This is a genomic window from Roseomonas aerilata DSM 19363 (genome assembly GCF_000711725.1).
Taxonomy (GTDB): domain Bacteria; phylum Pseudomonadota; class Alphaproteobacteria; order Acetobacterales; family Acetobacteraceae; genus Roseomonas; species Roseomonas aerilata.
On record NZ_JONP01000016.1, the window covers coordinates 79,586 to 91,806 of the forward strand.

Consider the following 12,221-nt stretch of genomic DNA (forward strand, 5'->3'; position numbering starts at 1 on the left):
GCCTCAGCCCCCTCCGATGAAGTGCACGATTTCCAGGCTGTCCCCCGGCCCAAGCAGGGTCGCCGCATAGGCGGAGCGCGGCACGATCTCCTCGTTCCGCTCCACCGCGACCTTCCGCAGGTCCAGCCCGGCCCCGGCCAGGAATTCGGAAAGGGGGAGGGGACCGGGCAACGCCCGCTCCTCCCCATTCACCGTGATCGTCAGGGCGGCATCGGTCAGCGCGGCCGTCGGGCCGCCGGGGGAGGGTCCGGGCATGGCCCCGCGCATGTGGCACGGCCACAGGCCCGATTGAAGCCCCTCGCGGAAGGCGGGATCGATGCCGAAGCGGTTTGCGCGCCCCCCACCCCCGTGCTAGCCCGCCCGCCCACCGAACCCCGACCGGGCAGCCGCCCAAAACCGGATACACGCCCGTGGAACCGCCGCTGATCGCCGTCCTCAACGGCCCGAACCTCAACCTCCTCGGCACGCGGGAGCCCGAGAAATACGGCTCTGCCACGCTGGACGACGTGGAAGCCCTCTGCGCCGAGGCGGCCGAGGAACTTGGCCTCGCGATCGACTTCCGCCAGACGAATCTCGAGGGCGAGCTGATCTCCTGGGTGCAGGAATGCCGCGGGCGTGCGGCCGGCATCATCATCAACCCCGCGGGCTACTCGCATACCTCCATCGCGCTGATGGACGCCCTGCTGGCGGTGGACCTGCCGGTGGTCGAGGTGCATATCACCAACATTCATCGGCGGGAGGCCTTCCGGCACCTCTCCTACGTCTCCCGCGCCGCGGTGGGCGTGATCTGCGGCCTGGGGGTCGGGGGCTACGCCCTCGGCCTCCGCGCGATCGCCGGCATCATCGGACAGGACGAGACGGCATGACCGGCCTTTCCTTCGACCCGGACGCGATCCGCGCCCTGGCCAAGATCCTTCGCGAGACCGACCTCAGCGAGATCGAGCTCGTCCAGAACGAGAGCCGCATCCGCGTCGCCCGCAGCGTTCCGGCCCAGCAGGTGGTGCAGGCCGTCGCCGCCGCGCCGCAGCCCATCGCCGCTCCTGTTGCGGAGGTCCCCGCCAGCGCTCCGGCGAGCGAGGATGTCACGGCCGCGACGCCCGGCGCCGTCACCTCGCCCATGGTCGGCGTCGCCTACCTCTCGCCCGAGCCCGGCGCCGCGCCCTTCGTCGCGCTTGGCGCCCGCGTTTCCCAGGGCCAGACGGTGCTGCTGATCGAGGCCATGAAGACCTTCAACCAGATCAAGGCCCCCAAGTCCGGCACCGTCACCCGCATCCTCATCGAGAGCGGCACGCCCGTGGAGTTCGGCGAGCCCCTCCTGGTCATCGAGTAGCCGCCGCGTGCCCGCCTTCAACAAGATCCTGATCGCCAATCGCGGGGAAATCGCGCTCCGCATCCACCGCGCCTGCCAGGAGATGGGCATCCGCACCGTCGCCGTGCACTCCACCGCCGACGACACGGCGATGCATGTGCGCCTGGCCGACGAGAGCGTCTGCATCGGCCCGCCCTCGGCGCGCGACAGCTACCTCAACGCCGCCGCCATCCTCTCGGCCGCCACCATCACCGGCGCCGAGGCCATCCACCCCGGCTACGGCTTCCTCTCGGAAAACGCCCGCTTCGCCGAGATGGTGGAGGCCCACGGCATGGCCTTCATCGGCCCGACGGCCGAGCACATCCGCATCATGGGCGACAAGATCGCCGCCAAGGATGCCATGCGCCGCCTCGGCGTGCCGCTCGTCCCCGGCTCGCCGGGTGCCCTCGCCTCGGTGGACGAGGCCCGCGAGATCGCGAACGAGATCAAGTACCCCGTGCTGATCAAGGCCGCCGCCGGCGGCGGCGGCCGGGGCATGAAGGTCGCGCATAACGAGGACGAGCTGGAGGAGGCCTGGCGCGTCGCGCGCACCGAGGCCAAGGCCGCCTTCGGCGACGACGCCGTCTACATGGAGAAGTATCTCGACCGGCCCCGCCACATCGAGATGCAGATCATGGCGGACACCCACGGCAACGTCGTGCATTTCGGCGAGCGCGACTGCTCCCTCCAGCGCCGCCACCAGAAGCTGGTCGAGGAAGCGGGCAGCCCCGCCATCACCGCCGCCGTGCGCGACGCCCTCGGCGAGACCGTCACGAAGGCGCTCAAGCAGCTCGGCTACCGCGGCGCCGGCACGCTCGAATTCCTCTACCAGGACGAGCAGTTCGCCTTCATCGAGATGAACACCCGCCTGCAGGTCGAGCACCCCGTGACCGAGATGGTCTGCGGCGTGGACCTTGTGCGCGAGCAGATCCGCGTCGCCGCAGGCGAGCCCCTCGGCTACGAGCAGGCGGACATCCGCTTCAACGGCCACGCGATCGAGTGCCGCGTGACCGCGGAGAACCCGGTGACCTTCGCGCCCTCCCCGGGTCGGGTGAACGCCTACCATGCCCCCGGCGGTCTTGGCGTCCGCATCGACAGCGCACTGTATGCCGGCTACTCGGTGCCGCCGCACTACGACAGCCTCGTCGCGAAGCTCATCGTCCACGGCGCCACCCGCGCCGAGGCCATTGCCCGCTGCCGCCGCGCGCTGACCGAGATGGTCGTGGACGGCATCCACACCACGATCCCACTTCACCAGCTGATCATGGAGGACCCCGAATTCGCCTCGGGCGAGTACACGATCCACTGGCTTGAGCGCTTCGTCGCCCGCCACACGCCGGCGGCATAAGGGGCGCGCGGCGCTTGGCGCCGCGCCCACCCCCGGCCTATCCTGCCCCGATGCGGCACCGGGCGGACCATCCCCTTCGCGCTTGCAGGCCCCGCGGATGAGCCGCCGCGCCCTGCCGGTCACGCCGGACCTCGTGCTACGCGCCTACCGCGCCGGCCTCTTCCCGATGGCCGAGGGCCGCCACTCCGGCCGCCTCTACTGGCTGGACCCGAAAATGCGCGGGATCCTGCCGCTGGACCGCTTCCACCTGCCGCGCAGCCTGCGCAAGACGGTGCTCTCCGACATCTTCGCGGTAACGGCCGATACCGACTTCCCCGGCATCCTCGCGGGCTGCGCCGCCCCCGCGCCGGGGCGCGAGGACAGCTGGATCAACCCCGAGATCGAGGATCTCTTCAACGCCCTCGCGCGCATGGGCAACGCCCATTCGATCGAGGTGCGGATGGGCGGCGCCCTCGTCGGCGGGCTCTACGGCATCCGCATCGGCGCCGCTTTCTTCGGGGAGAGCATGTTCTCCCGCGTGGCGGACGCCTCGAAGGTGGCGCTCGTCCACCTCGTCGCTCGCCTGCGGCGAGGGGGCTTCACCCTCCTCGACACGCAGTTCCTGAACGACCACCTCGCCCGCTTCGGCGCGGAGGAAATCCCCCAGGCCGACTACCGCGCGCGGCTCGCCCTCGCCGTGGATAGGTCGGCCACCTGGATGCCCAGCATCTCCTCCGAGACGTTGGCCGAAGAAGTCGAGGCGTTGCGCGCCATCAGCCGCGCCTGAAACACCGCCAGCGCCGCGGCGCGCGAGGGCGCCTCCGCCGGCTCATGCCCTTCCAGCACGTCGAGGAAGGCCTTTGCCCAGCCGCCGACCGTATTCTCGCGAAGGCGCCGCAGCATCGCGCCATGACGGTCCTGCCGCTCGCCCAGCGGCATCTCCAGCGCGGCCTTCATCGCCTCCGCCATGCCCACCGCGTCCAGCGGGTTCACGGTCAGCGCTTCCGGCATCTCCTCCGACGCACCGGCGAAGCGCGACAGGACCAGGACGCCGGGGTTCTGCGGATCCTGCGCCGCCACGTACTCCTTGGCGACGAGGTTCATCCCGTCCCGCAACGGCGTCACGAGCCCCACCTGCGCCGCGCGGTAATAGCCCGCCAGCGTGTCCCGCGGCACGGCACGTCCGACATAGCGCACCGGCGTCCAATCCGCATCGGCGTGCTCCCCGTTGATGCAGCCTGCCAAGTGCTCGATCTCGCGCTTGAGGCCCTTGTAGCTCTCCACGTCCTCGCGCGAGCGCGCAGCCACCTGAAGGTAGGTCACCTTGCTGCGGTATTCCGGGAAGCGGTTCAGCAACGCACCAAAGGCCTTGAGCCGTTCCGGCAGTCCCTTCGTGTAATCCAGCCGTTCGGCGCCGATGATCAGCGCCCGCCCGGCGAGGCTCGCCACCAGCCGCTGAGCTTCCGGTCCGCCGGCACTCCGGGCCGCCACTTCCGCGAACTCATCTGTCGCGATGCCGATCGGAAAGGCGCGCAGCCGGATGCGCCGGCCGCGGAAGCGCACCTCGCCACCGGCCCGCATCTTCATGCCGGTGCCCTGCGCCATGCAGTCCGCGAGGCCTGCGAGGTCGCGATGCGTCTGCACGCCCACGAGGTCATAGGCCAGCAGGTCGCGGATCAGGTCCTCCGCACCGGGCATCGCGGAGAAGACCGCCCAGGGTGGGAAGGGGATGTGGTGGAAATAGCCGATGCGATGGCGCGACCCCAGCGCGCGCAATTCCGCGCCGAGCGGGATCATCTGGTAGTCGTGCACCCAGACCGTGTCGTCCGGGCGCAGCATGCCCATCAGCTTCTGGGCATAGCGCCGGTTCACCGCGCGATAACAATCCGCCTCGTCGCAGTCGTAATCCAGCAGGCCCAGGCGGAAGTGAAACATTGGCCAGAGCGCCGAGTTCGCGTAGCCCGCGTAGAACCCGTCATAGGCGTCCTGCGACAGGTCGATCACGGCGTAGTCCACGCCAGCCCGCCTTGCGTGCCGCACCACGTCCGGCGGATCGGCCGAGACATTGCCGCTCCACCCGAACCAGAGGCCACCGCGGTTGCTGAAGGCATCCTTCAGCGCCACCGCAAGCCCGCCAGCCGCCGCAGCCTCGCCGCGTCGCGGCACGGCCACGCGGTTGGAGACGATCACGAGCCGCCCCATCATTCCTTCTCCTGCAAGCGTCGGGGCAACCGGCACTGGGGCTTCCCGCGCGAAGGCAGCGGGCTCCCCCTTTCCGAACCGGTCCTGCCACGCGGCGCGGAAGGCTCTCTGTAGCTTAGGGGTCGTGCCACCATGGTCAAACCCCTCCTTATTGTTGCCCCATTCCCTTTAGGAACCGCGCGGCAAGGATGCGGTTTCTGGCAGGGAAATGGGCGTAACTCAGCCCGGGTGCCCGTCACCTTCCAGCGAGGACGCAACCCGGCGCAGCCAGGCGCGCACCAGCGCCGGCCGCCCGGCGAAATCGTCGGGCACGCGAAGCCCGTAGCCGCCGTACTCGGCACAGGCAGCCATGCCGTCCTCATCCGTCACGTCGTCGCCGATGAAGATCGGCCGGCGCCCGAGGAACGGCGCTACGGCCATCAGCCGCCGCACCGCGCCGCCCTTGTCGGCCTGCACGGGACGAAGTTCCGCTGCGGCATGCGCGGGAACGACGTGGAAGCCCTTGGCATCCTCCCGCAACAGGCTGGCGAGCATCGCCAGCGCCTCGGGCGCCGCCTCGGGCCGTTGCCGGAAGTGGAGGACGAAGCCATGGGTTTTATGCTCCGCCAGCGTGCCCGGCCGCGCGGCGGCGAACTCGTCGGCGGCGCGGCGCCACTCCGGCGGCGGCACCGGCAGCGGCACGGCGCCGGGCAGGGGAGGATCCAGCACCGCCCCGTGCTCCGCCCCGATCGGCAGGCTCGGCACGCCGGCATAGCCGCGCGCGACAGCCAGCCCACGCCCGGTCACGACCGCGACCGCGCCGCCCAGCGCCGCCTGCAGGCGCATCAGCAGGTCCGGCAGTTCCGGCGGCACGATCACCGCGTCGGGCCGCGCCGCGATCTCGAGCAGCGTACCGTCCATGTCGAGGAAGAGCGCCGCGTCGGCACCCGGCAGCACCGGCCCCGCGACGGTTCCGGGATCAGGGCTGTCGGTCATCGCACCTCCGCACTCCGCGCCCCCTCAGGCGAGGGTCAGCGACACTCCAGGATCCGGAGATCGTAAACCGGATGCTCCAACATATGAGCGGCCGGCGCATTGGCCAGCATCCATCCGCGGAAGGCGAGCGGCGCCGTCGGCGGCAGGAGCGAATCCCGCACCTCGATATAGGCCGCCGCGTCCGGCACCTCGTCGGGCGGGCGGGCGTTGCAGGCACGGACCGTGATGTTGAGCGAGCCGAAGTCGACGGGCCGCCCCACCTGCGCGTCGAGCACCGTGATCCGTGCCGTCACCTTATCGAGCGCCTGAAGCTGCGCGGTGCGCTTGGACACCCAGGCCGCCTCAGCCGGCGGCCCCTGGTCGGATCCCTGGCCCGGGTTCTGGGCGGCCGCCAGGCCCGGTGCCAGGAGGGCCAGCAGAACGAGCACATGCCTCATGAGGGGCGCTTCGGGCTCGGCAAGGCCGCGACAAGCTCAGTGAGCACCCGCCGCATGGCAGCCTCGTCCACCCCCATCAGCACCGCGTCCTCAAAGGCGTCGCGCAGCGCCTGCGCCGCCTCGGCGTGGTTCTCGGCCAACACCTTCAGCTTCTCCCGGCAGGAGAGGGGCTGTCCGTCCACGCCCGGCCAGAGGGCGGGGGGCGCGAGCGGGTCGGCGCTCACCGCCCGCTCCTGCCCGCCGGCGGCCGGTTGGCCGGGGCGGCATTGGCCGGCGGGGCGCTGGCCGGCGCCGCACCACCCTGGCCCCCGCCGTTGCGCTGCGCCTGGTTCCCGGCCAGCTCTGTCACCGAGAAGATGAAGCGCCCGAGCAGGCTCTCCAGGCTGACCGCGGACTGGGTGATCTTCACCTCGCCGCCGCTCGCCAGGTTGCGATCGCTGCCGCCCGGCACCAGGGCCACGTACTTGCCGCCCAGCAGCCCCTCGGAGGTGATCTCGGCCGAGCTGTCATCCGGCAGGCGCAAACCCGAGTCGACGTTCAGCGTCAGCACCGCGAGGAAGGTCTGCGGATCGATCCGCTGTCCGGTCACGCTGCCGACCTTCACGCCCGCGATGCGCACGTCGGCGCCCTGCGCCAGCCCGTCGATCCGGTCGAACCGCGCCGTCAGCACCAGCCCGCCGCCCGCGGAGGAGCGGCCGGAATTCGTCACGGCATAGGCGAGGAAGAGCACCGCCGCGAGCAGCACCACCGCGCCGGCCGCGATCTCCGCGAACCCGTGGCGCTTCACGCCCTGCGTCCCGCGGGCACGGGGGGTGTCGCGCGGCGGGCTCCGGTCGGCCGGGGCTGGGGCCAGGCGGGATGGGGCATGGCGCGGCGGCGCGTGAAGTCTGGGTGCCTGGAGCATGCGTTCGTCAAGAACCCGGGGTCCACGCCTCGTAATCCCCCGCGGTCGGGGCGCGCTTGCCACCGGCATAGTCGCTTCCGGAGGGATGATAGGCCTGCGGCGTGCCGGTCATGTTCTGTTGGTGCGGCTTCATCCAGGGAAGGCGCTTGGTGTCGAGCGGCGCGTCCGTGGTGTGGTGCAGCCAGGCATGCCACTCGGGCGGCACGACGGAAGCCTCCGCCGCGCCCGCATAGACCACCCACCGGCGCTTGCGCCCGTAGTTGAGGAAGGTGCGGCTGCTCTCGAAGTAGATATTGCCGGCTGCGTCGGTGCCGACTCTGCGACCGGAAAGGCCGGCGAGCCAGCGCTGCATGGCGGACATGGAGGGGCTCCTGCCGATGCGGGCGGGTTGGAGAAGGGGCTGCATATGGCACGCCACGCCCAAGGGCGAAAGCCACGGACGGAAACGCGCCCGCCACACCCTATCTTGTGGCTCTCCGCGCCGCCGCCCACGACATGCCGGCTTCACCCGGTGCCGGGGGAGGCATATGATCCACCCATGACGCGCGATGACGGCCAGACCCGCAACACCGCCTGGGAGGGACTGGCCCTGCGCCGCACGCGCGCGGCCGCGGATCCCGATGCCGAACCCCGCCCCGTGGCGCTTCCCGCCATCTGGGACGAGGCCGCCGCGGAGGCGCTCGCCGCCCTCGCGCCGGGGGAGGGACCTGTGGCCCTTCCGCGCCTTGCCGAGGCCTGGATTCGCCGCCTTGCCGCCCGCGGACGCAAGCTCGGCCTGCTGCCGGACGCCGGCGCGGTCGAGGGCTTCGCGAACGGCCTGCGCGCGCTTCTCCTCGCCCGCCGCGGTGCCCCAGGTGCCGGCACCTGGGCAGGCGACACAAAGGCGGAGGCGCGATTCGTCCTCAACCTCCCCGCCTTCCTCGACGAGGACGGCTTCGACGCGGCCGGCTACGCTGTCGCCGTGCGCCTCGGCGTCATGGCGCTGGAGATCCTCGGCGGCGGCAAGGCCACGCGCCTCCGCCTCGGATTCGCCGACCTCGCCGGCCTGCTCGCCGGCCTCCGACTCGACTACGACTCCGCTGAGGGCCGGCAGGTAGCGGTCGCCGTCGCGGCCCTCACCCGCGGCGTGGCCGAGACCGTCTCCGGTGACCTCGCGGAGAGCTTCGGCGCCCGCCTGCCACTCTCCCTGACCTGGCCCGAGCCGCCCGAGTCCACCCCGGTCCCAGGCCTTGCGGAGGCCGTGCGCGCCGCCCTGGACGCCGCGGCCGGTGCCCCGGGCCTGCGCCACTCCGCTATCTTCGCCCTCTCCCCGCCTGACGCGGTGGAGGCGCTTCTCGGTGCCGAGACGGGCGGCTTCGCCCCGGCCGCCGCCCCGACCCGCCTCGCCCCTACCGCCGAGGGTGAACTGATCGAGGTTCCGACCCGCGCCGCCTTGCTCGCCGGAGAGGACGCCGCCCGCCTCCTCTCCCCGCGCGGGCCCGAGGCGCGCGCCGCGATGGAAGCGGCCCTTCGCCCCTGGCTCCACGCCGCTGCCCCGGCCGTCGCCGCACCGGCCCAGGCGCCCCGCCCGGCACCGAAGCCGCGGCCGGCCCAGGATCATGCCCATGGCCGCGGCGCCGTCTGGAAGGTCAGCATCGGCGGGCACCGCGTCACGCTGCGCACGATGGAGGGCGCCGCCGGGCTGGAGGAGATATCCCTCTCTCTCGCCAAGGACGGCGCGGCCTTCCGCGGCGTGGTGGACGCCCTCTGCCACTCGGTCACCCTCGGCCTCTCCTCCGGCGTGCCGCTCGACGAGTACGTGCAGGCCTTCGCCTATACCCGCTTCGGCCCGGCGGGGCCGGTGGAGGGCGACCCGGCCATCCACCGCGCCTCGTCCGTGCTCGACTGGGCCTTCCGGCGCCTGGCCCTCGACCATCTCGGCGGCCGGGTCCTGCCCGACCCGACCGAGGAGGAGTGCGGCGGCGACCATCTCGGCACCGCGGCCCAGCAGCTTCCCCTGCTGCCCGACCTACCCGCTACCCCCGCACCGGCCGCGCGCCGGCGCAACCTGCGGCTGGTGGGCTAGGCCATGGCGCAGGCTGTCCCGGGACCCGTCGCGGCCCGCCTCAAGGATCTCGGCGTCACTCTGCCCGAGGCCGCGAAGCCCATCGCCAACTACGTGCCCGCCGTGATCACGGGCGACCTGCTCTTCGTCTCCGGCCAGGTGCCGATGCGGGAGGGCAAGATCGCCTATACCGGCAAGCTCGGCGCCGGCGTGCCGATCGAGATGGGGCAGCAGGCCGCCCAGCTCTGCTTCATCAACGTCCTCGCCCAGGCCGAGGCCATCCTTGGCAATCTCGACCGCATCGTGCGCGTGGTGCGGCTCGGCGGCTTCATTGCGGCGGGGCCTGAATTCACCCAGCACGCGCAGGTAATGAACGGTGCCTCCGACATGGCCGTAGCAGTCTTCGACGAAGCCGGCCGCCACGCCCGCACCACTATCGGCGTCCCCTCCCTGCCCGGCGACGCGGCGGTGGAGGTCGAGGCCGTCTTCGAGATCGCGTGACCGAGGCCGAGCGCCTCCTCCGCCGCTGGATGGAGAGTGGCGATCACTCCCTCCTCGCCGAGGATGTCCGCTGGCGCGTCTCCCCCGGCTATCCCGTGCCGCACCGGGATTGGCACGGCCGCGCGGCGGTCACCAACGGCTTCTTCCCGACGCTCCGGCGCCGCTTTCCGCACTGGCGCATCGCGGTAGAGGCCTTCGCCCTGCTCGCCGACGGCCGCCTCCTCGCCAGCGGCGCCTATGACGCCCGTGACGCCGAGGGCCGCAGCGGGCAGGTGCCCTTCCTCCATGTCTGGACGGTACGGGACGGCATGATCGCGGCCGTTGAGGCCGTCGCGGATTTCGGCGCCTTCGCCGATGCCGGCACCACCGGGGAGCAGGGCTGATCCCCGCTTGCACCGCGCCGCGCGCGCCGCACATGCGCCCCCATGCCCTCTGAGCTGACCCTCACCCTTCATCCCCGCATCGCCGATATCCCCGCGGCTGAGTGGGACGCCTGCGACGCCACCGCCAACCCCTTCACCTCCCACGCCTTCCTCCTCTCGCTCGAGGAATCGGGCTGCACCGGCCCGCGCACCGGCTGGCTGCCCCAGCACCTGGCGCTGCGCGACGCGGCCGGCGCGCTGGTCGCCGTCGCGCCCGCCTATGTGAAGGGCCATTCCTACGGCGAGTACGTCTTCGACCACGGTTGGGCCCGCGCCTTCGAGAACGCGGGCGGCGACTACTACCCGAAGTTCCAGGTGGCCGTGCCCTTCTCCCCCGTGCCCGGCCCACGGCTGATGGTGCGGCCGGGCACCGGCGTTCCCCATTCCGCCCCCGCCAGCGCCATGGCCCAGGCGACGGAGGCGCTGAAGCTCTCCTCCTGCCACGTGACCTTCTGCACGCGGGAGGAGTGGGACGACCTCGGCGAGGCCGGCTGGCTCCAGCGCATGGGCGTGCAGTTCCACTGGAACAACGAGGGTTACGGCAGCTTCGACGACTTCCTCGGCGCCCTCTCCTCGCGCAAGCGCAAGTCCATCCGGCGGGAGAGGCGAGATGCGCAATCGGCGGGCCTCACGATGCGGACCCTGCGCGGGCCAGAGATCACGCCCGAGACTTGGCGCCTGTTCCACAAGTTCTACCGCAGCACCACCGACCGGAAATGGGGCAGCGCCTACCTCACCGCCCGCTTCTGGCCGCTGATGGGAGAGCGCCTGGGCGACAAGGTCGTGCTGATGGTGGCCGAGCGCGACGGCAAGCCCGTCGCCGGCGCGCTGAACCTTATGGGCCACGACGCCCTCTATGGCCGCAACTGGGGTAGCCTGGTGGAGGCGCCCTTCCTCCATTTCGAGCTCTGCTACTATCAGGCCCTGGATTTCGCGATCGCCTACGGCCTGAAGCGCGTCGAGGCCGGCGCCCAGGGCGAGCACAAGATCCAGCGCGGCTACCGCCCCGTGCCTACCTATTCCGCTCATCTCATCGCCCACCCTGGACTGCGCCGCGCGGTCGCGGAATCGCTGGTGCAGGAGCGCGCGGCGATGGAGGCGGAAATCGCCGGGCTCGACACCCTCTCCCCCTACCGCAGGGAGGACGAGGCGGCGTGACGCGCGCGGCGTGCTAGGCGCCTACGCGCAGCTCGCCGGCTCCATGGTGCTGACCGGCGCCAACGTGGTCGTCGCCAAGACACTGGCGGGGGCACTGCCCATCCCGCTGATCCTCGGCCTCCGCTGCCTGATCGCCTGCGCCGTGCTGCTGCCCCTCGCGCTGTGGCGCGACGGCGCGCGGTGGCCGGGCAGGGGGGTGCTCCTGAACCTCCTCCTGCAGGCCGCGGCGGGGACCGTCCTCTACAACGCGGCCCTGCTGGCCGGGCTCCGCCTGACCACGGCGCTGGAGGGCGGTCTCGCCCTCGCGACGCTTCCTGCCGTCATCGCGCTCGGCAGCGCAGTCTGGCTGCGGGAGCGGGTGTCGCCGCGCGGCTGGGCAGCGGTGGCGCTGGCCGCGGGCGGCATGGGCGCGATCGTTCTCGCCCGGGGCGGGGCGGGAGGAGGCACCGCGCTCGGCAACGGGCTCGTCTTCCTCGGCGTCTGCGGGGAAGCCGCCTACGTCCTCCTCGCCAAGCGCGCCTCGGGCGCCCTGCCGCTCCTCTCCGCGAGCCTCGGCATGCAGGCCTTCTCCGCCGCGCTGCTGCTGCCAGCCTGGCTGCCCGAGGCGGGGGCCGCCGCTCGCTTGGCCGACCCCCTGCTGCTCTCGCTCCTCCTGTTCCACGCGCTGACGGCCAGCGTGCTGTCACTCCTTCTTTGGTATGGCGGCCTGCGCCATGCGCCCGCTGGAATGGCAGGGGTCTTCACCGCCTTTCTCCCCGCCACCGCCGCGGCGGCCGCCATCCTGTTCCTCGGGGAGGAACCGACCGCCGTCCACGCGCTGGGCTTCGCGCTGCTGATGGCGAGCATGCTGCTCGCCACCTGGCCGGAGAGGAGCCGCCGCTGAAACCCTGGCTCACCCTCGGC

16 protein-coding genes are annotated in these 12,221 nt (G+C 72.0%); 9 read left to right on the forward strand and 7 right to left on the reverse strand.

What is annotated here, in order from left to right:
• Positions 1–3: 3 nt before the first annotated feature.
• The gene (thiS, locus tag BO39_RS32680; protein WP_156963741.1) at positions 4–255 is read right to left on the reverse strand and encodes a sulfur carrier protein ThiS; all 252 of its coding nucleotides are present in this window, start codon (positions 253–255) and stop codon (positions 4–6) included.
• Positions 256–410: 155 nt separating this feature from the next.
• Here thiS and aroQ point away from each other — a divergent pair, with 155 nt between their 5' ends.
• The 4 genes from aroQ (at position 411) to aat (ending at position 3,462) form a co-directional block, all read left to right on the forward strand.
• A complete protein-coding gene (gene aroQ, locus BO39_RS18340) occupies positions 411–866 on the forward strand; it encodes a type II 3-dehydroquinate dehydratase (RefSeq protein ID WP_043836102.1) in 456 nt (151 codons plus the stop codon).
• On the forward strand, positions 863–1,330 hold the full coding sequence (gene accB, locus BO39_RS18345) for an acetyl-CoA carboxylase biotin carboxyl carrier protein (protein ID WP_043836104.1): 468 nt from the start codon (positions 863–865) through the stop codon (positions 1,328–1,330). Before aroQ ends, accB begins: the two co-directional genes overlap by 4 nt.
• A gap of 7 nt (positions 1,331–1,337) precedes the next feature.
• Entirely contained in the window at positions 1,338–2,696 is a 1,359-nt protein-coding gene (gene accC, locus BO39_RS18350; protein WP_043836105.1) for an acetyl-CoA carboxylase biotin carboxylase subunit, read from the forward strand.
• Between the two features lie 97 nt (positions 2,697–2,793).
• Positions 2,794–3,462: a leucyl/phenylalanyl-tRNA--protein transferase gene (gene aat, locus BO39_RS18355; RefSeq protein ID WP_043836106.1), complete on the forward strand. Its 669-nt coding sequence runs from the start codon at positions 2,794–2,796 to the stop codon at positions 3,460–3,462.
• On the opposite strand, the gene BO39_RS18360 is transcribed toward aat, so the two are convergent.
• The 6 genes from BO39_RS18360 to BO39_RS18385 form a co-directional block, all read right to left on the reverse strand.
• Positions 3,348–4,877, reverse strand: coding sequence for an alpha,alpha-trehalose-phosphate synthase (UDP-forming) (locus tag BO39_RS18360; protein WP_084698234.1), 1,530 nt, complete (start codon positions 4,875–4,877; stop codon positions 3,348–3,350). The genes aat and BO39_RS18360 overlap by 115 nt on opposite strands.
• Positions 4,878–5,096: 219 nt before the next feature.
• Positions 5,097–5,852, reverse strand: a complete 756-nt coding sequence (gene otsB, locus BO39_RS18365) for a trehalose-phosphatase (protein ID WP_043836108.1) — start codon at positions 5,850–5,852, stop codon at positions 5,097–5,099.
• Between the two features lie 35 nt (positions 5,853–5,887).
• Positions 5,888–6,289 carry a DUF2155 domain-containing protein gene (locus BO39_RS18370; RefSeq protein WP_043836110.1) on the reverse strand — a complete coding sequence of 134 codons (402 nt, stop codon included), beginning with the start codon at positions 6,287–6,289 and terminating at the stop codon, positions 5,888–5,890.
• Positions 6,286–6,513, reverse strand: coding sequence for a hypothetical protein (locus tag BO39_RS18375; RefSeq protein ID WP_043836111.1), 228 nt, complete (start codon positions 6,511–6,513; stop codon positions 6,286–6,288). Before BO39_RS18375 ends, BO39_RS18370 begins: the two co-directional genes overlap by 4 nt.
• Entirely contained in the window at positions 6,510–7,076 is a 567-nt protein-coding gene (gene mlaD / locus BO39_RS18380; RefSeq protein WP_052402274.1) for an outer membrane lipid asymmetry maintenance protein MlaD, read from the reverse strand. The genes BO39_RS18375 and mlaD overlap by 4 nt, the downstream gene beginning before the upstream one ends.
• Positions 7,077–7,200: 124 nt before the next feature.
• Positions 7,201–7,554, reverse strand: coding sequence for an NADH:ubiquinone oxidoreductase subunit NDUFA12 (locus BO39_RS18385; protein ID WP_043836113.1), 354 nt, complete (start codon positions 7,552–7,554; stop codon positions 7,201–7,203).
• A 177-nt stretch (positions 7,555–7,731) separates the two neighbouring features.
• Between BO39_RS18385 and BO39_RS18390 the strand changes: the two genes are divergently transcribed.
• The 5 genes from BO39_RS18390 to BO39_RS18410 are packed head-to-tail and all read left to right on the forward strand — an operon-like array spanning position 7,732 to position 12,201.
• Positions 7,732–9,258 carry a TSCPD domain-containing protein gene (locus tag BO39_RS18390; protein WP_052402275.1) on the forward strand — a complete coding sequence of 509 codons (1,527 nt, stop codon included), beginning with the start codon at positions 7,732–7,734 and terminating at the stop codon, positions 9,256–9,258.
• Positions 9,259–9,261: 3 nt separating this feature from the next.
• Complete coding sequence (locus BO39_RS18395; protein WP_043836115.1) at positions 9,262–9,738, forward strand: RidA family protein; 477 nt, start codon at positions 9,262–9,264, stop codon at positions 9,736–9,738.
• Positions 9,735–10,121 (forward strand): nuclear transport factor 2 family protein, encoded by a 387-nt coding sequence (locus tag BO39_RS18400; RefSeq protein WP_043836117.1) that lies wholly within the window; start codon positions 9,735–9,737, stop codon positions 10,119–10,121. Before BO39_RS18395 ends, BO39_RS18400 begins: the two co-directional genes overlap by 4 nt.
• A gap of 42 nt (positions 10,122–10,163) precedes the next feature.
• On the forward strand, positions 10,164–11,318 hold the full coding sequence (locus BO39_RS18405) for a GNAT family N-acetyltransferase (protein ID WP_043836119.1): 1,155 nt from the start codon (positions 10,164–10,166) through the stop codon (positions 11,316–11,318).
• Positions 11,319–11,328: 10 nt separating this feature from the next.
• A complete protein-coding gene (locus tag BO39_RS18410) occupies positions 11,329–12,201 on the forward strand; it encodes a DMT family transporter (RefSeq protein WP_043836121.1) in 873 nt (290 codons plus the stop codon).
• Positions 12,202–12,221 lie beyond the last annotated feature (20 nt).

Excerpts from the sequence above, each read along its gene's own strand:
- BO39_RS18360 (WP_084698234.1), bottom strand. The coding sequence starts at position 4,877 with ATGGGGCGGCTCGTGATCGTCTCCAACCGCGTGGCCGTGCCGCGACGC.
- accB (WP_043836104.1), top strand. The coding sequence starts at position 863 with ATGACCGGCCTTTCCTTCGACCCGGACGCGATCCGCGCCCTGGCCAAG.
- BO39_RS18390 (WP_052402275.1), top strand. The coding sequence starts at position 7,732 with ATGACGCGCGATGACGGCCAGACCCGCAACACCGCCTGGGAGGGACTG.
- aat (WP_043836106.1), top strand. The coding sequence starts at position 2,794 with ATGAGCCGCCGCGCCCTGCCGGTCACGCCGGACCTCGTGCTACGCGCC.
- BO39_RS18395 (WP_043836115.1), top strand. The coding sequence starts at position 9,262 with ATGGCGCAGGCTGTCCCGGGACCCGTCGCGGCCCGCCTCAAGGATCTC.
- otsB (WP_043836108.1), bottom strand. The coding sequence starts at position 5,852 with ATGACCGACAGCCCTGATCCCGGAACCGTCGCGGGGCCGGTGCTGCCG.
- thiS (WP_156963741.1), bottom strand. The coding sequence starts at position 255 with ATGCCCGGACCCTCCCCCGGCGGCCCGACGGCCGCGCTGACCGATGCC.
- BO39_RS18405 (WP_043836119.1), top strand. The coding sequence starts at position 10,164 with ATGCCCTCTGAGCTGACCCTCACCCTTCATCCCCGCATCGCCGATATC.
- BO39_RS18370 (WP_043836110.1), bottom strand. The coding sequence starts at position 6,289 with ATGAGGCATGTGCTCGTTCTGCTGGCCCTCCTGGCACCGGGCCTGGCG.
- BO39_RS18385 (WP_043836113.1), bottom strand. The coding sequence starts at position 7,554 with ATGTCCGCCATGCAGCGCTGGCTCGCCGGCCTTTCCGGTCGCAGAGTC.